The organism is Mesorhizobium sp. L103C131B0 (genome assembly GCF_000502275.1).
Taxonomy (GTDB): Bacteria; Pseudomonadota; Alphaproteobacteria; order Rhizobiales; family Rhizobiaceae; genus Mesorhizobium.
Map to the genome: position 1 here is coordinate 14,324 of NZ_AYXC01000009.1, position 22,239 is coordinate 36,562.

Here is a 22,239-nt window from a genome sequence, read left to right on the forward strand (position 1 = left end):
GGTCCTCGTAGGGCGCTACCCCCACCCCGTCGATCGATCTCCGCTTCGCTCCGATCGCTCGCCGACCCTCCCCACAAGGGGGAGGGTAAAAATCGCCCTGATGCAAAATGCCGGTCGCTGTGCTTGCGCATCCCTCGCGGAGCGGGTTTGTTCGCTGCCATCAGAATCAGCAGGTGCGCGGATGGATACGGTCACGATCAAGGCAAAGGGCATTTCGGTCACGCTCGATCTCACTGTCGGCCATATCGCCGACATGACGGTCGACAGCGATGGCCGCCAGCTGAAGCCGCTGCACCGCGCGCCCTGGATCGATGCCGGCGAGACGCTGCCGCCGGATCTGCCTCAAGGCACGGTGCGGCTGTCGGGCGATTTCCTATGCGCACCGTTTTCGGCCAGCGACATCGAGGCCGCACCGCTGCATGGCTGGCCGGCCAACAGCGCCTGGGATGTCACCGCCAGCGAAGCGACATCCGACGGCTGGCGGGCCGTCTTCCGGTTGCGCCGCACGGTGATGGGCGCGACGGTCGACAAGATCTTCACGCTCCGCAACAGTCATCCCTTTCTCTATCAGGAGCATGTCTTTTCCGGCGGTTCCGGCGCTGTCTCCGCCGCCCACCATCCGATGGCGGCGATGCGCGATGGCGGCCGGCTGGCCTTTTCGCCGAAGCGCTTTGCCGGGACACTGGACGCACCGCTGGAGCCCGATCCGGCCCGCGGTCGCTTCAAGCTTTCCTATCCCGCCCGCTCGACCGATCTGACGCGCTTTCCAGCCACTGGCGGCGGCACGCTCGATCTCACCGACTACCACATGGAGGATGAGCGCGAGGATTTCATCACCCTGGTCGAAGCCGATCATGGCGGTCCGGGCTGGACGGCGCTGGCGCGCCGGGCCGAACAGGATCTGGTGCTGGTGCTGAAGAACCCGGCGGAGCTGCCGGTCACCATGCTGTGGTTCAGCAATGGCGGCCGCGACTACGCGCCGTGGAGCAGCCGCCATCGCGGCGTGCTCGGCATCGAGGACGGCCGCGCCGCCATCGGCCATGCCGCATCGATCGGCGACAATTGGCTGAAGCGCGAAGGGGTCGCGACCGCTTTTACCCTCGGCGGCGAAGTCTCCTTCCGCCATGTCATCGGCACGCTGCCGCTCACGAGCGGCGAGCCGCCGCGCGATATCGGGACAGCCTCAGGTCACATGCGTCTCACCGGAGCCGATGGTTCGACCCGCGATGTCAGGTTCGACAGCGATTTCCTGCGGATCGGCCAGCCCGGCTGATTTTCGAACGCTGGCCCTGCCCCTCACCTGCCTGCCGGCATCTCGACACACGGCACATGGAGCTTGTCCGCCGCACCGCCGCGCCAACCAATCTGCTTGGCGCTGCGGCGGACGCATTGGGGGAGAAGTGTTACCCATCTATCGGCTGGACACCGGCAGGGCGACGAGGGGCAGCGCTGACGTGGCGGATGTCGTGAGATTGCCCAAATCGCGGTTTGAAATTTCCTCGAACTGCCGACAAGATGCAAAGCATAGCTGGAAGCGCCCAATGTCCGAAATCGCCCATCTCGCCGCCACCATCTTCAAGCGCGCCGGCAAGGCGAAACGCTTCATCGTCGCCATTGCCGGCCCGCCCGGCGCCGGCAAGTCGACGCTCTCGACCGGGCTGCATGATCTGCTGCCGGAGGGCGCGGCTGAAGTCGTGCCGATGGACGGCTTCCACTATGACGACATCGTGCTCGACCAGCGCGGCCTGCGGCCAAGAAAGGGCGCGCCGGAGACTTTCGACTTCGCCGGCTTTGAGACGCTGTTGAAGCGCATCCGTTCGGGCGAGCCAGACATCGCCATTCCGGTGTTCGACCGCAGCATGGAATTGTCGCGCGCCGCCGCCTCCATCGTTGCCGCCGAGACCAAGTTCATCCTGGTCGAAGGCAATTACCTCCTGCTCGACGAGGAGCCGTGGTCGCGGCTGGCGCCGCTGTTCGACTTCACCATCTTTGTCGATGTGCCGCGGGCCGAACTCGAGCGCCGCCTTCTGGTGCGCTGGCACGAGCATGGCCGCTCCGACGAAGACGCCCGCGCCTGGATCGCTTCCAACGACATGCCCAACATCGATCGCGTGCTCGGCCGTCGCAGGTCCGCCGACCTGGTTGTTGGCGATCCCGCATAGTTCGCTGGACTTCGGAACGGGAACCTTAAGACTTTCAGGTCGTTATCTCTCATCGGCAATCGTGCCGCCGTGAGGGAACCGTCAGATGGCAACCAAGGCAAAAACACCCGCCAAGAGCAAGACCGCTCAACCCAAAGCCAGGCAGGCAAAGGCCACGCAGGCCAAGGCAGGCGCCGGCCCGGCGATCGCCGAGCGGTCCAAGGACGCAAAGCCGGCTTTCGGCAAAGCGGCGCCAAAGAAGGTAGAACCGGTCGCGACGGCGAAGGTGGCGGCGAAAACCGCCAAACCCAAGAAGCCGGCAAGCCGCGGCTCGATGGCCGGCGGGGCCATGCGCACGGTCAAGGCGACCGCCAATGTCGCCGCGGGTGCGGTGGCGGCGACAGCCAGGGGCGCCGCGTCGCTCGCTGCGTCCGTCATCGGCAAGGGCGGCTCGAAAAGCAAGGCCAAGGCGAAATAGACCCGGCTGCTTCGGCTGGCCGAGGTCAATTCCTGGCGGGAATGGTCAGGCCGCGCTGCACCGCGGGCCGCGCCAGCCCGCGCTCCAGCCATGCCGCGACGGTGGGGAAGTCGTCGAAGCCGACGAGTTCGCGCGCCTCGTAGAAGCCGATCAGATTGCGCACCCAGCCCAGCATCGAAATGTCGGCGATGGTATAGTCGTCGTCCATGATCCAGGTTCGACCCTTCAGCCGCGTCTCCAGCACCCCGATCAGCCGCCGCGATTCATTGCGGTAGCGATCCAGCGGCCGCTTGTCGGCGATCTCGCGTCCGGCGAATTTGTTGAAAAACCCGACCTGTCCGAAAATCGGCCCGATCGCCGCCATCTGGAAGAACACCCATTGGATGGTCTCGTAGCGCCGCGCCGGATCGGCAGGGATCAGCTTGCCGGTCTTGTCGGTGAGGTAGAGCAGGATGGCGCCGGATTCGAACAGGCCGAATGGCCTGCCGCCCGGCCCGTCGGGGTCGATGATCGCGGGTATCTTGCCGTTCGGGTTCAGCGACAGGAATTCCGGCGTCCAGCTCTGGTCCTTGCCGATATCCACCAGATGCGCCTCGTAGGGGAGGCCGAGTTCTTCCAGCGCGATCGAGACTTTCACCCCATTCGGCGTCGTCGCGGAATAGAGCTGCAGGCGGTCGGGGTGGCTGGCCGGCCAGCGCTTGGTGATCGGAAAGGCGGACAGGTCGGTCATCGAAAGCTCCGGTCGGGAATTTGGCGCGGTATCGCGCCGTCTGGCGAGTTGCGAAGGATTATCCTCGGCTTCTTTGCCGATCAACCGGTCGAAGGTGCACACACCGTCTTCGCAGTCATTCAGGGCCAGTCGCTCAGGCCAGTCGCTTGCCGTCAGACCGCCTTGAACGCCACCACGGCATTGGTGCCGCCGAAGGCAAAACCGTTGCTGATCGCCGCGCGCACCTTGCGCTCGCGCGCCACATTCGGCGTGATGTCGAGATCGCAGTCGGGGTCGGCCTGCCGGAAATTGGCCGTCGGCGGCACGATGCCTTCGCGGATCGCCATCACGCAGGCGATCATTTCCAGGCCGCCCGAGGCGCCGAGGCAATGGGCATGCATCGACTTGGTCGACGACACCGACAGCTTATAGGCATGGTCGCCGAAGACGCGCTTGATTGCCGCCGTCTCGATCTGGTCGTTGGCCTTGGTGCCGGTGCCGTGGGCGTTGAGATAGTCGACGTCCTCGGGATTGAGCCCGGCGTCCGCCAGGCAGGCGCGCATCGCCGCCGTCGGTCCCTCGACAGTCGGCGCGACGATATCGGAAGCGTCGGCGGAAAGGCCGGCTCCAGCAAATTCGGCCAGAATGGTCGCGCCGCGCGCCATGGCGTGTTCATACGTTTCCAGCACCGCCATTCCAGCACCTTCGCCGAGCGACAGGCCTTGGCGATCGGCCGAGAACGGCCGGCAGGTATCGGGCGCCAGCACCCGCAGGGCCTCCCAGCCCTTCAGGATGCCCCAAAGCAGCGGCGCGTCGGTGCCGCCGGCGACCATGACATCGGCGCGGCCGAGCCGGATCTGGTCGACCGCCGAGGCAAAGGCGTGATTGGACGAGGAGCAGGCCGAAGTGACGCCGAACACCGGCCCGCGCAGGCCGAGATTCATGCTGACATGGCCGGATGCCGCACTCGGCATCACTTTCGGCACGGTGAAGATGCCGGCCCGGTTCTTGCCGTCGACCAGGATGGCGCGATAGTTCTCCTCGATCGCCTCCCAGCCGCAGACGCCGACGCCGACAACCGCGCCCATCCGGTAGGTGGTTGCTTCAGTCGATGTCAGGCCGGCATGCTGCATGGCTTCGCGCGCGGCAATCGTCGCCAAAAGGCTGAAGCGGTCCATCGACACGGTCTGCTTGTGGCTGATGCCATGATCGGGCAGCGTCTTGATTTCGCAGCCGACCTTGACCTTCAAATCATGCAAACCGGGATTGCTGATTTGACCGATGGCCGATCGGCCGGCCCGCATTTCGTTCCAGATTGCAGGCGCATTGGCGCCGAGCCCGCATATGCCGCCGATGCCGGTAATGACGACGCGCTTTTGCATTCAGCTCAGGCTTTTTTCGCAATCAGCGCGCGAACAGCCTCAACCATATCGCCGACATTCTTGAGATTGCTCCAGGCATCGACCGTGTTCATCTCGATCTCGATGCCGTACTGCTCCTCGAGATCGAAGATGATCTCGGTCAGTTCCAGGGAATGGATGCCAAGCGCGGTCAATTCCGTATTGGTGGTGATCTCTTCGCCACCGGGCTCCGCATGTGCCCTGATCTTGGCGATGATTTCCGTTGCCAGCTCGTCAGCCATTCGATTCCTTCCCCAATTTTATAACGTCGCGGTGCCGATTGGTTGGCGCCCCTGTTGCCTGGACTGAAATCGCCGTCGCCTTCAAAAACCCGCCAGGCGCAGCATGACCGTTCCAAAGAGGCTCCCTCTATAGAAACGGAAACGCTGTCAAGCAACAAGCTATATCAACAAGCACCATATCGACAAAGCGCCGGGAGTGCTTAACGTTAGCGCCGTGGATACGTTGCAGCATGTCTTGATCCCAGCTCTTCCGGCCCAGCGCGCGGCCGGGGCGGCCCGGCTTGCGTGCGGCGTCAGGGATGGACGCACCCGGCTTTTGCGCCTCTATCAGGACGGCTCGGCCAAAATCCGCATGCCGGCCGTTGCGGCCGATCCGCTCGAAGCCGTGCTCATCAACACCGCCGGCGGTCTGACCGGCGGCGATCGGCTCGGCTGGGAAATCGATGTCGGGCCAGGTGCCTCCGCCTCGATAACCACCCAGGCCTGCGAAAAGATCTATCGTGCCGCTAGCGACCGCGCCGAAGTTCGGGTGAAGCTCAGCGTCGGCGCGGGCGGGCGTATCGCCTGGCTGCCCCAGGAAACCATCGTCTTCGACCGCTCGGCCTTTGCCCGCACGCTCGAGGTCGAGCTTGCCGCAGGCGCCGAGGCATTGCTGCTTGAAGCCACCATATTCGGCCGCCTCGCCATGGGCGAAGAGGCCGCGCACGGCCATTTCCACGACCGTTGGCGTGTCCGTCAGGATGGTGCGCTCGTTCATGCCGAGGATTTCCGCATCGGGCCGGCTATCGCGGCGGCACTTGGCCGCCCGGCGGTCGCCGGCGGCGCCATTGCCGCAGCGACGCTGCTGATGGTTTCGCCGCAGGCCGAAGCCTTGCTCGATCCGGCCCGCGACATCATCGGCGCCGATGGCGATGCCAGCGCCTGGAGCGTCAAGAAATCTGGCAAGCTTCTTGCGAGGCTGTTTGCCGAGGACGGCTATCAGCTGCGCAAGCGGCTGGTTCCGCTCGTCGAACTGCTCAACGGGCGGGCGGGTCTGCCCAAATTATGGTCACTCTGAGCCAAATCCAGGCCAAATCCAGGAAAGCGCATGAACCTGACGCCGCGTGAAAAGGACAAGCTGCTCATCGCCATGGCGGCGATCGTGGCGCGCAAGCGGCTGGAACGCGGCGTCAAGCTCAATCACCCCGAAGCGATCGCGCTGATCACCGATTTCGTCGTCGAGGGCGCCCGCGACGGCCGCCCGGTCGCCGAACTGATGGACGCCGGCGCCCATGTCATCACCCGCGCGCAGGTGATGGAAGGCATCGCCGAGATGATCCACGACGTGCAGGTCGAGGCGACCTTTCCCGACGGCACCAAGCTGGTGACCGTTCACGAACCGATCAGGTGAGGAGAAAAACGATGCTGGAGCTGCGACCGAATTGCGAATGCTGCGACAAGGACCTGCCGCCGGAAGCGTCGGACGCGCTGATCTGCACCTTTGAATGCACCTTCTGCGCTGACTGCGCTGAACATGTGCTGGGCGGCGTCTGCCCGAACTGCGGCGGCAATTTTTCCGCACGCCCGATCCGCCCAGTGGAGAAACTGGTGAAATATCCGGCCTCGACCCAACGCGTGCTCAAGGCCGAGGGCTGCGGCCCGCGCAAGGCTGCGTGATTGTTTTTGTGACTTCGAAGGGAAGACCGATGATCTCTGCTTCAACCAAACGCACCACGCTTGCAGCGATCCTGCTGCTGGCGGCGGCGATGCCCGCCTATGCCCATGTCGGCATCGGCACCGCCCCGTCCTTCGCGGCGGGCTTCGCGCATCCGCTGTCCGGCCTCGACCATATGACCGTCATGGTAGCCGTCGGCCTGTGGGCGGCGCTCAAGGGCGGCAAGGCAATCTGGGCCTGGCCGCTGGCCTTTGTCGGCGTCATGCTGGTCGGCGGCGCGCTCGGCATGCTCCACGTGCCGGTGCCTTTCGTCGAACCGGGCATCCTTGCCTCCGTCGTCGCGCTTGGCTTGCTGGTGGCGTTGGCGGTCGATCTGCCGGTCTCGGCCGGAGTCGCCATCATCGGCCTGTTCGCGCTGTTCCATGGCCATGCCCACGGCACCGAAGTGCCGGAAAATGCCGGTGGGCTTGACTATATGGCCGGCTTTGCCGTTGCCACCGCACTTCTCCATGCCATGGGCATCGCTGCCGGCCTTGGCCTCGGCATGCGCTTTCGCGGGCTTGCCCGCGCCGCTGGCGCCGCTTGTGCTGCAGTCGCCGTCGGCCTGGTCTTCGGCGTTTTGTGAGGCTAACGATGATTCCCGGCGAAATCATCACGGCAAGCGGCGACATCGAGCTCAACAAGGGGCTGCCGACGGTGACGCTGAAGGTGGCCAACAGCGGCGACCGGCCGATCCAGGTCGGCAGCCACTACCATTTCTTCGAGACCAATGAGGGGTTGAAATTCGATCGCGACAAAGCGCGCGGCATGCGTCTGGACATTGCCGCCGGCACCGCGATGCGCTTCGAACCGGGACAAGAGCGGGACGTCACGCTGGTGCCGTTCGGAGGAAAACGCGAGGTCTACGGTTTTCAGCAGAAGATCATGGGCAGGCTGTGAGATCGACGGGGTCGGGCGCCCTGAGGTCAGTTCGACGGCCTGGCCGCCGCGTAGATGACGATTCTTGCCGAGCCGTCGAATTCCACCGCAAGGACGTCTTCCGTAAGCACGCGCCGCGAATCGATGGCGTTGAACAGCAAGGCGTTGGCGTCGATCTCCTTGCGCAGTTCCGCAATGTCATCCTGATGCTGTTCGACCTTGCTCTCGACCGCCGGCGGCGGGCCGCCTTCGCTGCGCGCCGCGTCGGTGAGGAAGACGATATCCACAGTATCGAGCTTGGACGTCTTGCGCACGGCGCCGATGTTCTCACGCGTCCGCTCGATCGCGGTGATGATCTTGTTGGTCTGTGGTTCCGTCCGCGCCTCCTCCTGCCGGACATCGGAGCCGACGATCCTGTTGACGGTGTCGGCCCGGTTGACGGCGTCAGCGCTTTCAAGACCTTGCGCGGCTTGCGGGCCGAAAGCTGCGAGAAATGTGCAGGCAGCAAGGCTCTGGAGCCATCTGGTGTCGGCAAAGACAGGCATTGCTCGCTCCTGGTGGACTTTTCTGTGCAACGCCGTTCGGCGCCAAAGGAACGAAACGCCTCCTGTCGGGCGAAGGTTCCCTGTGGGCTGGCGGGCCGGGTGCCGGCCCGCCAAGCGCTTCTTTCAGCTTGCCTTCTTGGTGACAAGGGTCAGCGCGCCATCGGTGGTCATGCTGGCGGCGACCACCTGTGCCGAGGTGAGCCCCTTGGCTTCGAGCGCCGACTTGATCTGCGGCGTCGCGTCGATCGAAGAGCGCAGTTTCTGCAGCCCGGCATCGCCACGCTGGTCGATCACCTGATTGACCTGCGTCTGGGTGGCCTTGGGCAATTCGCTGATATCGACGATGTTGACCTTCTGGATCGCCGGCGCCGCCGGCTGAGCGCTGGGCGCCGCCGGCTTCGGTTGCGGCGTGGGCTGCTGGTGGGCGCCGGCTACGGTTGCGGAGGCCAGCGTGGCGGCGGCTGCAAGAACGATGATTTTGCGCATGTATTTTCCTTTCATCGATTTGGCCAAGGGTTTGGCAAACGGGCGGTTTGGGGTGGCACGGCCACCTCAACGGCCAAATGGGATCAGAAGGTGTCGCCGAGCGGGTCATTGCATGACCATTGGATGGCGACGATGTGGAGTTCGGCTGCGGCCGGACTCTCGTTTGGGGAGCATTGACTGATGGCTAGAATTACCCGCGCCGCCTACGCGCAGATGTATGGCCCGACGGTCGGCGACAGAGTGCGCCTGGCCGATACCGAGCTGTTTATCGAGGTCGAAAAGGACCTCACCGTCCATGGCGAGGAGGTGAAATTCGGCGGCGGCAAGGTCATCCGCGACGGCATGGGCCAGAGCCAGGTGTCGCGCGCCGGCGGCGCGGTCGACACGGTCATCACCAACGCGCTGGTGGTCGATGCCACTGCCGGCATCTTCAAGGCCGATATAGGTCTCAGGGACGGCCGCATCGCGGCGATCGGCAAGGCCGGCAATCCCGACACGCAGGACGGTGTCACCATCATCATCGGCCCCGGTACCGAGATCATCGCCGGCGAGGGCAAGATCCTGACCGCCGGCGGCTTCGACGCGCACATCCACTTCATCTGCCCGCAGCAGATCGACGAAGCGCTGATGTCGGGCATCACCACCATGCTCGGCGGCGGCACCGGCCCGGCGCATGGCACGCTGGCCACCACCTGCACGCCCGGACCCTGGCACATGGCGCGCATGATCCAGTCCTTCGACGCTTTCCCGATGAACATCGGGCTGTCCGGAAAGGGCAACGCCTCGCTGCCGGCAGCGCTGGAGGAAATGGTGCTGGGCGGGGCCTGCTCGCTGAAGCTGCACGAGGACTGGGGCACGACGCCGGCGGCCATCGACTGCTGCCTGTCGGTTGCCGACGATTACGACGTGCAGGTGATGATCCACACCGACACGCTGAACGAATCCGGCTTCGTCGAGAACACCGTCGCCGCCATCAAGGGCCGCACCATCCACGCCTTCCACACCGAAGGCGCCGGTGGCGGCCATGCGCCCGATATCATCAAGGTCTGCGGCCTGCCCAACGTCATTCCGTCTTCGACCAACCCGACCCGGCCCTACACCGTCAACACGCTGGCCGAGCATCTCGACATGCTGATGGTGTGCCATCATCTGTCGCCGTCGATACCCGAAGACATCGCCTTTGCCGAAAGCCGCATCCGCAAGGAGACCATCGCGGCGGAAGACATTCTGCACGATATCGGCGCCTTCTCGATCATCTCGTCGGACTCGCAGGCAATGGGCCGTGTCGGCGAGGTGGCGATCCGCACCTGGCAGACCGCCGACAAGATGAAGCGCCAGCGCGGGTCATTGCCGCAGGAGACCGGCAACAACGACAATTTCCGCGTTCGCCGCTACATCGCCAAATACACCATCAATCCGGCCATCGCGCATGGGCTGTCCAAGGACATCGGGTCGATCGCGGTCGGCAAGCGCGCCGATCTGGTGCTGTGGAACCCAGCCTTCTTCGGCGTCAAGCCCGACATGGTGCTGATCGGTGGCATGATTGCCGCCGCGCCCATGGGCGATCCCAACGCCTCTATCCCGACGCCGCAGCCGATGCACTACCGGCCGATGTTCGGCGCCTATGGCAAGGCTAGGACCAACTCGTCGGTGACCTTCGTTTCGAAGGCCGCGCTGGAGTCCGGCCTGCATGGCCGGCTCGGCGTCGACAAGCAGTTCGTGGCGGTGGAAAACACCCGCGGCGGCATCGGCAAGCATTCGATGGTCCTCAACGACGCTACGCCGCATGTCGAAGTCGACCCGGAGACTTACGAGGTGCGCGCCGATGGCGAGCTACTGACCTGCGAGCCGGCAAGCGTGCTGCCGATGGCGCAGCGGTATTTCCTGTTTTGAGGCGAGGGGCGATTTGATCAACCCGGCAAATTCCGTTGCGACCCGGTCGGTCCCACCGCAATATGCGGCTCAAAGAAACCGCGTAGCAGGTCATGGCCACCGAAATAGCCTCCGCCCACGACATCTTCCCGCATATCCGCATCGTCATGGGCATGGTGATCGGACTTGGCGTCGCTCGCCTGCTGTCGGGGGTGGCGCGAATCGTCCAGCATCCCGGCCAGTACAGGCTCTATCCCGTGCACCTCGGCTGGGTCGCCTCCATGCTGTTGCTGCTGGTGCATTTCTGGTGGTGGGAGTTCGGCCTCTACACCATAGAGGTCTGGACTTTCGGCAAGTACCTGTTCCTGATCTTCTACGCCATCACGCTGTTCCTGCTGTGCGCGCTGCTGTTTCCGGATTCGATGCTCGACTACACCAGCTACGAGGATTTCTTCTATTCACGCCGTGGCTGGTTCTTCGGCCTGCTGGCGACGACCTATCTGCTCGACGTCGTCGACACGCTGCTGAAGGGTCCCGAGCATTTCGCCCGCTACGGCAATGAATATCTGTTCCGAACGCCGGTTTTCGTGGTGTTGTGCATCGCCGCCATACTGGTGCGTGACCGCCGCTTCCACATCGCCTTCGTCGCCGGCACGCTGATCTATCAGATATCGTTCATCCTGCGGCTCTTCGACACCATCGTCTGAACAGTGGCTATGGTTTAGGGTCGCAGGAAAGAGGGTTCAACCATGTACAAGGCCATCGGATCGCGTGGATCCCGCGTCAGCCGCGTTCTGTGGATGCTCGAGGAACTCGGGCAGCCCTATGAATTCGTCGAGGTCAAATTGCGTTCGCCCGAAGCCTATGCGCTCAACCCGTCGGGCAAGGTGCCGATCCTGATCGATGGCGAACTGACGGTGACTGATTCGGCGGCAATCTGCGTCTATCTCGCCGACAAGCACGCCGACAAAGGCATGGGCGCCAATCCAGGTGTGGCCGGACGCGCCGAAATGGATTCCTGGATGCATTTTGCCCAGTCCGAGTTCGAAGCGCCGCTGTGGAACAAGCTGCGCCACCGCTTCCTGTTGCCGAAGGACGTGCGGGTCGATGTCGGCCCCGCCGCCGCCTACGATTTCGCCTCGGAGGCCAAGGCGCTCGACGGCCGGCTGGGGGATCGGGAGTTTGCGCTGGGCGACCGGTTTTCCGCCGTCGACGTGCTGTTGGGCGACATGGGCGGCTGGGCCCGCGCCGGAAAATTTCCGATCGAATCCGAGCGCGTCAACGCGTATTTCGACCGCGTCCTGGCGCGGCCTGCCCGTGCGAGAGCCCAGGCTAACGGTGGAGCCATGCGATGAAACTCAACCTGAACACCGACTTCACCAAGTTCCCCCGGGCCGTCTCGGTGGTGCCTGCCGGCACTGCCGGAACTACGCCGCCATCCGGCCGTGCCGTCCTGCCCCATGACGAGCGTCATTTGCGCCGCCGCGCCATCGAGCTTGCCGACGGCAGCAAGGTGCTGGTCGACCTGCCCGAACCCGTGACCTTGAACGATGGCGACCGGCTGGTGCTGGAGGATGGCGGCCAGGTCGAGATCACCGCGGCACCCGAAGAGGTCTACGACATCCGCGCCCGCCACGCCGTGCATCTGACCGAACTCGCCTGGCATATCGGCAACCGGCATCTGGCGGCTGCGATTGAGCCCAGCCGCATCCTGATTTTGCGCGACCATGTTATCAAGGCTATGCTGGAAGGGCTAGGCGCCACGGTGCGCGAAGTCTCCGAACCGTTCAAGCCGGTGCGCGGCGCCTATTCCGCCCAAGGTGCGCATGGTCATGATCATGGCCATGCGCATGCGCACGCCGAAGCGCATTCCCATGATGGACGTTCCCACGCACACAGCGAGTCGCATTCGCACAGCCATTCCCATGACGGGCATCATCACGATCATGACTGACCAGCCGTCCGGCATCGCTTTGCTGCGGCTCATGGCGTGGCTGTCGCCGGCCTTTCCGGTCGGCGGCTTTGCCTACAGCCATGGCCTCGAACGCGCCGGGCAAGACGGGCTGGTTGCCGATACCGCCAGCCTCGCCTTCTGGCTGGAGACGCTGGTCGAGATGGGCTCGGGCTGGAACGACGCCGTGCTCTTCACGGAAGCCTGGCGCCGCGCCCGCGGCGGCGGCGATCTCCATGAAATTGCCGATCTCGCCGAAGCGCTGGCCGGCTCGCGTGAGCGTCACACCGAAACCATGCTGCAAGGCGCCGCCTTCCTGAAAGCGGCAGCGGCTTGGGCGAATCCGGTGTTGGGCCGCCTGCCGGCCGAATGCGTCTACTGTGTCGCCGTCGGCGCCGTTGCCGGCGGCAACGGCATCGCGCTTCAGGACGCGATGTCGGCCTTCCTGCAGGCCTTCTTCTCCAACCTCGTCCAGGCGGCGATCCGACTCGGCATCGTCGGCCAGACGGACGCTATGGCCTTGCTCGCCGGCTTCGAGCCGTTGGCGCTGTCGACGGCCGCGCGCGCCGCCGGCTCGACATTGGACGATCTCGGCGGCTGCGCCTTCATCTCCGACATCATGGCGATGAAGCACGAGACGCAGTATTCCAGGCTGTTCCGCTCATGATCGTCCTCGCCTTCGCCCTCTCGGCCGTCCTGCTGCTGATCACCGCGCTGCATGTCTATTGGGGCCTTGGCGGCATCTGGCCGGGCAGGGACGGCGTCTCCTGCGCCCACGCCGTCGTCGGCTTTCGCGGCGTCGACGAGATGCCGACGCCGTTTGCCTGTTTCGCCGTTGCCGCGTGCCTGTGCCTCGCAACCCTGTGGCCGCTGGCGCTGACCGGGGTCTTCGCCACCCCCTTTCCAAGGGAAGGCCTTGCCGCCACAGCGCTGCTCATAGGGCTGGTCTTCCTCGGCCGCGGCATTGCCGGCTTCACGCCGTGGTGGCGCCGTCTGGCGCCGGAACAGCCTTTTGCGCGGCTCGATATCAGCTTCTATTCGCCGCTCTGCCTGTTGATCGGGCTCAGCTTCGCCATCCTCGCCATCACGGAGTTTTCGGCATGACGGAGTTTTCGGTATGACTCAGGCAAACGGTCCCCTGCGTATCGGCATCGGCGGTCCCGTCGGCTCCGGCAAGACGACGCTCACCGAAAAGCTCTGCAAGGCGCTGCGCGACGATTTCTCCATCGCCGTCGTCACCAACGACATCTACACCAAGGAAGACGCCATGATGCTGGCCCGCCTGCAGGCGCTGCCTGAGGACCGCATCGTCGGCGTGGAGACCGGCGGCTGCCCGCACACCGCCATCCGTGAGGACGCCTCGATCAATTTGCAGGCGATCGCCGGGCTGAACAGGAAATTCCCCGATCTCGACATCGTCTTCATCGAATCCGGCGGCGACAATCTTGCCGCCACCTTCTCGCCGGACCTTGCCGACCTGACCCTCTATGTCATCTCGGTTTGCCAGGGCGAGGAAATCCCCAGGAAGGGCGGGCCGGCGATCACCCGTTCCGATTTCCTGGTCATCAACAAGAGCGATCTGGCGCCCTATGTGAACGTCAACCTCGATGTCATGGAGAGCGACGCCGCCCGAATGCGGGGCAAGCGCCCGTTCGGCTTCACCGACCTGTCGCGCGGCAAGGGACTGCAGGAAGTCATCGACTTCATCGTCGAACATGGCGGGCTGCAGTCGGCTCGCTCGGCGGCCTGACCCAGTACTTACCGGTTGCTGGTCGGCATTGGGCGCGGCATTCTCGGGGAAATGGAGGATTTTTTGATGAGCATCGCCCGTTTGCAGAAAGAGCCGCTGACCAACCTGCCCTATTATGAGGGGCGCGTCGACCTTGCCGCCGCCTTCCGCTGGACGGCGCGGCTCAACATGCATGAAGCCGTGGCCAACCACTTCTCGCTGTCGGTCAACGAGGCCGGCAGCAAATTCCTGATGAACCCCAACCAGGTGCATTTCTCGCGCATCAAGGCGAGCGACCTTTTGCTGATCGACGCCAACGATCCCGAGACATTGTCCGGCCCGAATGCGCCCGACCCGACCGCCTGGGGTCTGCACGGCGCCATTCACCGCAACGTGCCGCATGCGCGCTGCGCCATGCATGTGCATTCCATTCATGCCACTGTGCTTGCGTCGCTGGCCGACTCGACTCTGCCGCCGATCGACCAGAACTCGGCCATGTTCTTCAACCGCCACGTCGTCGATGCCCACTATGGCGGGCTGGCCTTCGAGGAGGAAGGCGAGCGCTGCTCGCAACTGCTCACCGACCCTAAGGTCAAGGTGATGGTGATGGGCAATCACGGCGTCATGGTCATCGGCGACACCGTTGCCGACGCCTTCAACCGCATGTTCTATTTCGAGCGCGCCGCAGAGACCTACATCAAGGCGCTATGGACCGGCCGGCCGCTGCGCACGCTCTCCGACGCCATTGCCGAAAAGGCCGCCAGCGAGATGGACGACTATCCCGGCCAGGCGGAGCGTCATCTCGCCGAGCTGAAGGCGATCCTCGACGAGGAGGAGCCGGTGTACCGGAGCTAAGCGACCATCCGTGCTTCTCCCGTTTACGCTACGCACTCACCTTCTGTGATTTGTTATGACTGATCGGCGTAAGGTTGATTGCCAGGTGGTTCCCCCAATCCGTCGCTGCTTCGCAGCGCCACCTTTCCCCCTCCGGAGGGAAAGGAAGGGAGCCTTTCTGGACGAGCGTTTGACGGCAAAAAGCTTGGCGCCTTTCCTCTACCCCGTCGATCGGGGGGTCCGAAGGACGGGCGAGACCCGTGGCTCGCCCCGGCAGGGTGGCTCGGCGAAGCCGAGACGGGGGTCGACCGGCGCAACATTAGACAATGCATGGCCAAGCTGAAGGGAGGATGAGGGGCAGCGCCGACGTTCATAGGCTCACTCAGAGTCCCAACTGAGCCCGCAACTCTTCCGCACTGTTGATCACGACAGCGCCCTTCGGTCCTGCCATCGGCGCTTCCGGCCAGAAGATCGTCCGCATCCCCGCGGCCAGGCCTGATGTGGCGCCGGTAACGCTGTCGTCGACGGCCACCGCGTCTGAAGGATCGACGCCGGCCAGCCACGCGGCGCGCAGGAACGGTTCGGGATGCGGCTTGCCTTCGCGCACGTCGTTTCGGCTGATCGTGCGCATGCCGGGATAGATCAGGCCGACGGCGCTCAGATTTGCATCGACGATCACCCGGTCGGAATTGGACACCACCGCCTGCTGCACGCCGAGCGCGCGCAACTCGTTGAACACTTCGATCGCGCCGGGGCGCGGCTTCAGCGTCTCGGCCATCGGCATGTAGTGATCGTATTTGCGCACGATCCAGTCGTCGAAGGGCAGGTCGAGGCCGAACTCGCTGCGCAGCATCTCGTAGACCGGTGCGGCGGCGACGCCCAGCACCCGCTCATGCAGGTCGGCCGGCGGCGTGATACCGACGCTGCGCAGCGCCGCCACCAAGGCCGCCTCATGCAGCGGCTCGCTGTCGACCAGCGTGCCGTCCATATCCCAGAAAACCGCTTTCGGCGTCATGCGAGGCTCCTTTTGCCGATCCCCTTAAAGCGTTTGTATCAGGAGATAAACCGCCGAGCCCGTTCGCCGGCGATTTTCGCTGGGTTGATTGCCGCGCGGCAGTCGGATCGGAAGCAGCAAGCAATTGCCCTGCCAATAGACAATTGCGCGCCGACACATTCCCTGCAAGACTATGACGCTTCGCCCGAGGGCAGGCAAATGGGCAGGGCTGGAGGCACATTTTGAATTCGCGGCAAGACGGCGGCAGCAGCAGGCTGGACGAGGCAGCGCGCGCCGGCTGGCTTTATTATGTTGCCGGCAACACCCAGGACCAGATCGCCGCCACGCTCGGCATTTCCCGGCAGACGGCGCAGCGGCTGGTGTCGCTGGCGGTGTCGGAGGGGCTGATCAAGGTGCGGGTCGACCACCCGATCGCCAATTGCCTTGATCTCGCAGCTAGACTGAAGTCACGCTTCGCGCTCGACCTCGTCGAAGTGGTGCCGAGCGATCCAACCTCATCCTCGACCACGATCGGCATTGCCGAGGCGGCTGCGGCCGAGATCGAGCGGCGGCTGCGGTCACCGACGCCCATCGTCTTGGCCATCGGCACCGGCCGCACGCTGAAGGCGGCGATCGAGCAATTGCCGCCGATGGAATGCTCGCAGCACAAGGTTGTGTCCTTGACCGGCAACATCTCGCCCGACGGTTCGGCCGCCTTCTACAACGTCATCTTCACCATGGCCGACCGGGTCAAGGCGCGTTCGTTCCCGATGCCGCTGCCGGTCATCGCCTCGTCGCCGGAAGAGCGCGAGATGCTGCTTGCCCAGCCGATGATCCAACCGACGCTGGCGCTGGCCGCGGAAGCCGACGTGACCTTTGTCGGCATCGGCGATCTCGGCCCGAAGGCGCCGCTCTACGAGGACGGTTTTATCTCGGAAAGCGAGCTGAAGGCTTTGCAAAAGGCTGGCGGCGTCGCCGAGATCGTCGGCTGGGTGTTCGACCGGGAAGGCCGCATGATCGAGGGCATCACCAACGACCGGGTATCGTCGGCAGCCTTGCCGTCACGCGAAAAGTCGCTGGTCATTGCGCTCGCCATGGGCGAGCGTAAATTGCCGGGCATCGTGGCCGCTGTGAACCGCCGGCTGGTCAATGGCCTCATCACCGACGAGCGGACCGCCACGGCTTTGCTCGACGGTTCCTGATAGATTAAGCGGCCCATCGATAAAATCCAACATGTTTATTTGCAGCGCCCGGACGGGTCGTTGCCGTCGAGAAAACCCATGTCGCGCTGCAGATGCGGCGACAACTCCCGGACGTCGACGTAGCCGCGCCGGCGGTGCACAAGCAGGGAAAATTCATGCACCAGCAGGGAAAACCAGCTCTGCGCCGGGGTCGAATGGAGCTTTTGCTGTACCGTGGTCATGATCTTCGGCCTCCGCTATGCTTGAACTTGATTGATCGTTGACACCAGATATCGGCCTGATTGCCTCTTGCCGCCAATCAAACGTCGATCACGACCCATAAGGAGGGCTTATGCCCGATCTCAAGGCACCACAGCTCGCCCAGTTGCCGCCGCTGCAGGCCATCAGGGTGTTCGAAGCCGTCGCGCGGCATCTCTCCTTCACCAAGGCCGCGCAGGAACTCGGCATGACGCAGGCCGCCGCCAGCTACCAGATCAAGCTTCTGGAAGAGCGCATCGGTTCGCCGCTGTTCCTGCGCCAGCCGCGCCAGATTGTGCTGACGGAACCCGGCCAGCGCCTGGCGCCCGCCGTCAGCGAGGCGTTCAGCCTGCTCTCAAGCGCCTATTCCGCCGCGCGTGGGGGCGCCGATGGTGTGCTGTGCGTCTCGACGCTGCTGACCTTTGCCTCGAACTGGCTGGCGCAGCACCTCGGCTCCTTCCAGGTCGCGCATCCGTCGCTGGCGGTGCGCGTCGATACCTCGAACAGGGTGATCGATTTTGCCCGCGAGGACATGGACATCGCTATCCGCTCCGGCAGCGGCAAGTGGCCTGGAGTGGAGACCCATCTTTTGTTCAAGGCCGATTTCACCCCGGTGCTGAGCCCGGCACTCGCTGCCACCATAGGTGGCGTCCACGAACCCGCCGACCTGTTCAAGCTGCCCATTCTCGATCCCGGCGACATCTGGTGGCGGGAATGGTTCGCCCTTGCCGGCGTCCCGGCGGACGAACTTGCCAGGCGCACCGGCACCAGCATGGGCGCGCAGGCCTATGAGGCGAACGCGGCCATCGCCGGCCATGGTGTGGCGATCCTGACCACCGCATTGTTCAAGACCGAGCTCGCCGCCGGCCGCCTGATCCAGCCCTTCGACCTAGTCGGCGACGACGGCCACGCCTATTGGCTGGTCTACCCGACGGCGCGTCGCAACGTGCCGAAGATAAAAGCCTTCCGGGACTGGATCTTGGCCGAGATCGCCTGCGCCTGAGGGCGAGCGACTCGCGGATTGATTTCCGAGATGCAAAGCGAGCCATGGATCCGCGACGAATGCTCGCTTCGCGGACAAACAGCTGCGATCGGGCCACCCGGTTAACCAAGCTTGACAAAAACGCTGTCGATATCACTCGCCCGGCATAGGCTTGTGCTTGTGACGACCCAATTGAGCAGGATCAATCGTCTGCAGATTGAAACAGGGTCGATCAGCCGGCTGATGAAAGTCTATCGCGTCGAAGAAATCGAAAACAACACCGTGCGCACGACGCAGGTGATCGAAGCATTTACGCCGTTTCAAGCTGCCGTCAAGGCAATCGGCCGGGAAGTTAGGCTGCGCAAGGACGAGGCCGGCTGGATCCGGGTGACGGAAGTGCTGACCAGAGCCAAGCAAATCCGCGACGGCAGGGTTTTCGAATATTCCGTGGGAAGCTACCCGTCCCACGGCTGATGGACTCGGCCCTATCGCTCCCCTGGCGCGACGATTGGGTTGCGATGGGTCGGCATCAACCCGCTCTCACATTCCCTGCAAACAGCTTCCCAAATCGGTTCAATATCCTCTACGCGCGCAACGCCGCGCTCCGCCTTGCGTGCTGCGCTGCAGCATCGAATCTGGCTTGACATAATTTATGCCAAGTGAGTAATTGCCCATTACCAAGGCAAATGCTCATCTTGGTTCATGGGAGGAATTTGATGAAACTGCGCACGCTCACCCTGGGCTTGTTGTCGGCCAGCGCTTTCGCTTTTGCCGCACACGCCGAATCCATCACCATCGCCACGGTCAACAATGGCGACATGGTCCGCATGCAGAAGCTGACCGACGACTTCACCAAGGCTAACCCCGACGTCACGCTCAACTGGGTCACGCTCGAAGAGAACGTGCTGCGCGAGCGCGTCACCACCGACATCGCCACCAAGGGCGGCCAGTATGACGTTATGACCATCGGCACCTACGAGGTTCCGATCTGGGCCAAGCAGAGCTGGCTGTTGCCGCTCGACAAGCTCGGCGACGACTATGACGCCAAGGACATCATCCCGGCCATCGCCGGCGGCCTGTCGGTCGACGGCAAGCTCTATGCCGCGCCCTTCTACGGCGAAAGCTCCTTCGTCATGTACCGCAAGGACCTGATCGAGAAGGCCGGGCTGACCATGCCCGATGCCCCGACCTGGGACTTCATTAAGCAGGCCGCCGACAAGATGACCGACCGCGCCAATGGCGTGAACGGCGTATGCCTGCGCGGCAAGGCCGGCTGGGGCGAGAACACGGCGTTCCTGACGGCCATGTCCAACTCGTTTGGCGCCCGCTGGTTCGACGAGAACTGGAAGCCGCAGTTCGACCAGCCGGAATGGAAGAACACACTGCAGTTCTATGTCGACCTGATGAAGGCCGACGGTCCGGAAGGCGCTTCGTCCAACGGCTTCAACGAGAATCTGGCTCTGTTCCAGCAAGGCAAGTGCGGCATGTGGATCGACGCCACCGTGGCGGCGTCCTTCGTCTCGGATCCGAAGGCCTCGAAGGTGGCCGACAAGGTCGGTTATGCTTTGGCGCCGGACAATGGCCTCGGCAAGCGCGCCAACTGGCTCTGGGCCTGGTCGCTGGCGATCCCCGCAGGCACGCAGAAGGCGGAATCCGCCCAGAAGTTCGTCTCATGGGCAACCAGCAAGCACTATGCCGAACTGGTCGCTTCCAAGGAAGGCTGGGCCAACGTTCCTCCGGGAACGCGTTCCTCGCTCTACGCCAATCCCGAGTACCAGAAGGCGGCCCCGTTCGCCAAGATGACGCTGGACTCGATCAATGCCGCCGATCCGGCGCATCCGACGGTCAAGCCGGTGCCCTATGTCGGTGTGCAGTTCGTCGCCATTCCTGAGTTCCAGGGCCTCGGCACAACCGTTGGCCAGCTGTTCTCGGCGGCGCTCGCCGGCCAGACCAGCGTAGACGACGCGCTCAAGCAGGCGCAGGACGCCGCCACGGCGACCATGACCGAAGGCGGTTATATCAAGTAAGGCTCCTCCCGGTGCCGAACGCCGGTCGCCTCCTGACCGGCGATGGCCGCCCGAGTCCCAGTTCGGGCGGCCGCTTTTTCCCCGCTGTGAAAATTCAGTCCGACTAGTGAAGGGTGACCGTCATGGCTACTCAGCAGACCCGTTCGCTTGCCCGCTTTATGTTGGCGCCATCCGTGGTGCTGCTGTTCGTCTGGATGATCGTGCCGCTGGTCATCACCTTCTGGTTCTCCTTCCAGCAATACAATCCGCTGAACCCGATCCGCGACGGCTTCGTCTGGTTCTCGAACTACTCGCTGTTCTATTCCAACCCGGCATTCCTGCAATCGATCCTGAACACGCTCGTCCTGGTCGGCAGCGTGCTGCTGATCACCGTGATCGGCGGCATCATGCTGGCGCTGTTGATCGATCAGCCGATGTGGGGACAGGGGATCGTGCGCATCCTCGTCATCTCTCCGTTCTTCGTCATGCCGCCGGTGGCTGCACTTGTCTGGAAGAACATGATCATGCACCCGCAATACGGCGTCTTTGCCGACATTGCGCGCTTCTTCGGCGCCCAGCCAATCGACTGGTTCGGGCAGCACCCGATGCTGGCCATCATCATCATCGTCGCCTGGCAATGGCTGCCCTTCGCCACGCTGATCCTGCTGACCGCATTGCAGTCGCTCGACGGCGAGCAGAAGGAAGCCGCCGAGATGGACGGCGCCGGCTTCGTCAGCCGCTTCATCTATCTGACGCTGCCGCACATGTCGCGCGCCATCACCGTCGTCATCCTGATCCAGACCATCTTCCTGCTGTCGGTCTATGCCGAAATCCTGGTCACCACCAATGGCGGACCCGGCTATGCCTCCACCAACCTGCCCTTCCTCGTCTACCAGAAGGCATTGCTGGAGTTCAAAATCGGCCAGGCATCGGCCGGCGGTGTCATCGCCGTCATTCTCGCCAACATCGTCGCCTTCTTCGCCATGCGCGCGGTGGGCAAGAACCTGGACAAGTAAGGGAGGATACGATGGCACGTGCAGTCACCACCCAACACAAGGTCATTGCGACAGGCGCCGCCTGGATCGTTGCGCTGCTGATCTTCTTCCCGATCCTCTACACGATCATCACCTCGTTCAAGTCGGAGCAGGAGGCCATCCAGGGCTTCGCGCTGATCCCGTCGGGGACGTTCGAGAGCTATACCGAGGTCCAGGCGCAGAGCGGCTACTTCAAGTTCTTCTTCAACTCGGTGCTGCTCTCGGTCGGCTCGACCATCCTGGCCCTGATAGTCGCGGTTCCGGCCGCCTGGTCGATGGCCTTCTCGCCGGGCAAGTGGACCAAGGACATCCTGATGTGGATGCTCTCGACCAAGATGATGCCGGCGGTTGCCGTGCTATTCCCGATCTACCTCATCTTCCGCGATGCCGGACTGCTCGACAGCCGCATCGGTCTGATGATCATGCTGATGCTGATCAACCTGCCGATCGTGATCTGGATGCTCTACACCTACTTCCGCGAAATCCCCGGCGAAATCCTGGAGGCGGCACGCATGGACGGCGCCACCCTGTGGGGCGAGATCGTCTATGTGCTGACCCCCATGGCCGTGCCGGGCATCGCCTCGACCATGCTGCTCAACATCATCCTGGCGTGGAACGAAGCGTTCTGGACCATCCGCCTGACCACCACCGAGGCGGCGCCGCTGACGGCCTTCATCAGTTCGTTCTCAAGCCCGCAAGGCCTGTTCTGGGCCAAGCTTTCGGCGGCATCGACGCTGGCCATCGCGCCCATCCTGATCATGGGCTGGTTCAGCCAGAAGCAGCTGGTGCGCGGGCTGACCTTCGGTGCGGTAAAATAACGGACGT

29 protein-coding genes are annotated in these 22,239 nt (G+C 63.8%); 22 read left to right on the forward strand and 7 right to left on the reverse strand.

The window, feature by feature from the left end:
- The first annotated feature begins 181 nt into the window (after positions 1-181).
- The 3 genes from X730_RS148360 to X730_RS148350 all read left to right on the forward strand — a co-directional run bounded on the left by X730_RS148360 (position 182) and on the right by X730_RS148350 (position 2,619).
- Positions 182-1,273, forward strand: coding sequence for a hypothetical protein (locus X730_RS148360; protein ID WP_023826617.1), 1,092 nt, complete (start codon positions 182-184; stop codon positions 1,271-1,273).
- A 268-nt stretch (positions 1,274-1,541) separates the two neighbouring features.
- Positions 1,542-2,162 carry a nucleoside triphosphate hydrolase gene (locus X730_RS148355; protein ID WP_023714519.1) on the forward strand — a complete coding sequence of 207 codons (621 nt, stop codon included), beginning with the start codon at positions 1,542-1,544 and terminating at the stop codon, positions 2,160-2,162.
- Positions 2,163-2,247: 85 nt separating this feature from the next.
- Positions 2,248-2,619 carry a hypothetical protein gene (locus X730_RS148350; RefSeq protein WP_023671223.1) on the forward strand — a complete coding sequence of 124 codons (372 nt, stop codon included), beginning with the start codon at positions 2,248-2,250 and terminating at the stop codon, positions 2,617-2,619.
- A 25-nt stretch (positions 2,620-2,644) separates the two neighbouring features.
- On the opposite strand, the gene X730_RS148345 is transcribed toward X730_RS148350, so the two are convergent.
- The 3 genes from X730_RS148345 to X730_RS148335 form a co-directional block, all read right to left on the reverse strand.
- Complete coding sequence (locus tag X730_RS148345) at positions 2,645-3,349, reverse strand: glutathione S-transferase N-terminal domain-containing protein (RefSeq protein WP_023671224.1); 705 nt, start codon at positions 3,347-3,349, stop codon at positions 2,645-2,647.
- Between the two features lie 152 nt (positions 3,350-3,501).
- Positions 3,502-4,710: a beta-ketoacyl-[acyl-carrier-protein] synthase family protein gene (locus X730_RS148340; protein ID WP_023671225.1), complete on the reverse strand. Its 1,209-nt coding sequence runs from the start codon at positions 4,708-4,710 to the stop codon at positions 3,502-3,504.
- Between the two features lie 5 nt (positions 4,711-4,715).
- Positions 4,716-4,970: an acyl carrier protein gene (locus X730_RS148335; protein ID WP_023671226.1), complete on the reverse strand. Its 255-nt coding sequence runs from the start codon at positions 4,968-4,970 to the stop codon at positions 4,716-4,718.
- A 235-nt stretch (positions 4,971-5,205) separates the two neighbouring features.
- Between X730_RS148335 and X730_RS148330 the strand changes: the two genes are divergently transcribed.
- The 5 genes from X730_RS148330 to X730_RS148310 are packed head-to-tail and all read left to right on the forward strand — an operon-like array spanning position 5,206 to position 7,563.
- Positions 5,206-6,027, forward strand: a complete 822-nt coding sequence (locus tag X730_RS148330) for an urease accessory protein UreD (RefSeq protein WP_155922459.1) — start codon at positions 5,206-5,208, stop codon at positions 6,025-6,027.
- A gap of 30 nt (positions 6,028-6,057) precedes the next feature.
- Positions 6,058-6,360: an urease subunit gamma gene (locus X730_RS148325; protein WP_023732691.1), complete on the forward strand. Its 303-nt coding sequence runs from the start codon at positions 6,058-6,060 to the stop codon at positions 6,358-6,360.
- An 11-nt stretch (positions 6,361-6,371) separates the two neighbouring features.
- Positions 6,372-6,626: a DUF1272 domain-containing protein gene (locus X730_RS148320; RefSeq protein WP_023826619.1), complete on the forward strand. Its 255-nt coding sequence runs from the start codon at positions 6,372-6,374 to the stop codon at positions 6,624-6,626.
- Between the two features lie 29 nt (positions 6,627-6,655).
- Positions 6,656-7,249 carry a HupE/UreJ family protein gene (locus X730_RS148315; RefSeq protein WP_023826620.1) on the forward strand — a complete coding sequence of 198 codons (594 nt, stop codon included), beginning with the start codon at positions 6,656-6,658 and terminating at the stop codon, positions 7,247-7,249.
- Between the two features lie 8 nt (positions 7,250-7,257).
- On the forward strand, positions 7,258-7,563 hold the full coding sequence (locus tag X730_RS148310; protein ID WP_023671231.1) for an urease subunit beta: 306 nt from the start codon (positions 7,258-7,260) through the stop codon (positions 7,561-7,563).
- Between the two features lie 26 nt (positions 7,564-7,589).
- Here X730_RS148310 and X730_RS148305 read toward each other — a convergent pair whose 3' ends face one another.
- Positions 7,590-8,087: a hypothetical protein gene (locus X730_RS148305; protein WP_023689155.1), complete on the reverse strand. Its 498-nt coding sequence runs from the start codon at positions 8,085-8,087 to the stop codon at positions 7,590-7,592.
- 123 nt (positions 8,088-8,210) lie between these two features.
- Positions 8,211-8,573 (reverse strand): hypothetical protein, encoded by a 363-nt coding sequence (locus tag X730_RS148300; RefSeq protein ID WP_023826621.1) that lies wholly within the window; start codon positions 8,571-8,573, stop codon positions 8,211-8,213.
- A 177-nt stretch (positions 8,574-8,750) separates the two neighbouring features.
- Here X730_RS148300 and ureC point away from each other — a divergent pair, with 177 nt between their 5' ends.
- From ureC to X730_RS148260, 8 genes are all read left to right on the forward strand, one after another.
- On the forward strand, positions 8,751-10,466 hold the full coding sequence (gene ureC, locus X730_RS148295; protein ID WP_023826622.1) for an urease subunit alpha: 1,716 nt from the start codon (positions 8,751-8,753) through the stop codon (positions 10,464-10,466).
- 92 nt (positions 10,467-10,558) lie between these two features.
- On the forward strand, positions 10,559-11,152 hold the full coding sequence (locus tag X730_RS148290; RefSeq protein ID WP_023689157.1) for a hypothetical protein: 594 nt from the start codon (positions 10,559-10,561) through the stop codon (positions 11,150-11,152).
- A 42-nt stretch (positions 11,153-11,194) separates the two neighbouring features.
- Complete coding sequence (locus X730_RS148285) at positions 11,195-11,800, forward strand: glutathione S-transferase family protein (RefSeq protein ID WP_023683600.1); 606 nt, start codon at positions 11,195-11,197, stop codon at positions 11,798-11,800.
- On the forward strand, positions 11,797-12,399 hold the full coding sequence (gene ureE, locus X730_RS148280) for an urease accessory protein UreE (RefSeq protein ID WP_023689158.1): 603 nt from the start codon (positions 11,797-11,799) through the stop codon (positions 12,397-12,399). The genes X730_RS148285 and ureE overlap by 4 nt, the downstream gene beginning before the upstream one ends.
- Positions 12,392-13,063: an urease accessory protein UreF gene (locus X730_RS148275; protein WP_023826623.1), complete on the forward strand. Its 672-nt coding sequence runs from the start codon at positions 12,392-12,394 to the stop codon at positions 13,061-13,063. Before ureE ends, X730_RS148275 begins: the two co-directional genes overlap by 8 nt.
- Entirely contained in the window at positions 13,060-13,500 is a 441-nt protein-coding gene (locus X730_RS148270; protein ID WP_023826624.1) for a DUF3995 domain-containing protein, read from the forward strand. Before X730_RS148275 ends, X730_RS148270 begins: the two co-directional genes overlap by 4 nt.
- Before the next feature lie 13 nt (positions 13,501-13,513).
- Positions 13,514-14,146 carry an urease accessory protein UreG gene (gene ureG, locus X730_RS148265; protein ID WP_023671240.1) on the forward strand — a complete coding sequence of 211 codons (633 nt, stop codon included), beginning with the start codon at positions 13,514-13,516 and terminating at the stop codon, positions 14,144-14,146.
- 66 nt (positions 14,147-14,212) lie between these two features.
- Positions 14,213-14,980, forward strand: coding sequence for a class II aldolase and adducin N-terminal domain-containing protein (locus X730_RS148260; protein ID WP_023725996.1), 768 nt, complete (start codon positions 14,213-14,215; stop codon positions 14,978-14,980).
- A 361-nt stretch (positions 14,981-15,341) separates the two neighbouring features.
- Here the strand turns inward: X730_RS148260 and X730_RS148255 are convergent, their stop codons facing one another.
- Positions 15,342-15,974, reverse strand: coding sequence for an HAD family phosphatase (locus X730_RS148255; protein ID WP_023671242.1), 633 nt, complete (start codon positions 15,972-15,974; stop codon positions 15,342-15,344).
- 221 nt (positions 15,975-16,195) lie between these two features.
- Between X730_RS148255 and X730_RS148250 the strand changes: the two genes are divergently transcribed.
- Positions 16,196-17,155 carry a sugar-binding transcriptional regulator gene (locus X730_RS148250; protein ID WP_023826625.1) on the forward strand — a complete coding sequence of 320 codons (960 nt, stop codon included), beginning with the start codon at positions 16,196-16,198 and terminating at the stop codon, positions 17,153-17,155.
- A gap of 35 nt (positions 17,156-17,190) precedes the next feature.
- On the opposite strand, the gene X730_RS148245 is transcribed toward X730_RS148250, so the two are convergent.
- The gene (locus tag X730_RS148245) at positions 17,191-17,376 is read right to left on the reverse strand and encodes a hypothetical protein (RefSeq protein WP_023671244.1); all 186 of its coding nucleotides are present in this window, start codon (positions 17,374-17,376) and stop codon (positions 17,191-17,193) included.
- Positions 17,377-17,486: 110 nt separating this feature from the next.
- Here X730_RS148245 and X730_RS148240 point away from each other — a divergent pair, with 110 nt between their 5' ends.
- The 5 genes from X730_RS148240 to X730_RS148220 all read left to right on the forward strand — a co-directional run bounded on the left by X730_RS148240 (position 17,487) and on the right by X730_RS148220 (position 22,232).
- A complete protein-coding gene (locus tag X730_RS148240) occupies positions 17,487-18,395 on the forward strand; it encodes a LysR substrate-binding domain-containing protein (protein ID WP_023671245.1) in 909 nt (302 codons plus the stop codon).
- A gap of 111 nt (positions 18,396-18,506) precedes the next feature.
- Positions 18,507-18,848, forward strand: coding sequence for a hypothetical protein (locus tag X730_RS148235; protein WP_155922460.1), 342 nt, complete (start codon positions 18,507-18,509; stop codon positions 18,846-18,848).
- A 242-nt stretch (positions 18,849-19,090) separates the two neighbouring features.
- Complete coding sequence (locus X730_RS148230; RefSeq protein WP_023806257.1) at positions 19,091-20,401, forward strand: sugar ABC transporter substrate-binding protein; 1,311 nt, start codon at positions 19,091-19,093, stop codon at positions 20,399-20,401.
- Between the two features lie 122 nt (positions 20,402-20,523).
- Positions 20,524-21,396, forward strand: coding sequence for a sugar ABC transporter permease (locus tag X730_RS148225; RefSeq protein ID WP_023826626.1), 873 nt, complete (start codon positions 20,524-20,526; stop codon positions 21,394-21,396).
- An 11-nt stretch (positions 21,397-21,407) separates the two neighbouring features.
- Positions 21,408-22,232: a carbohydrate ABC transporter permease gene (locus tag X730_RS148220; RefSeq protein WP_023671250.1), complete on the forward strand. Its 825-nt coding sequence runs from the start codon at positions 21,408-21,410 to the stop codon at positions 22,230-22,232.
- Positions 22,233-22,239: the final 7 nt, after the last annotated feature.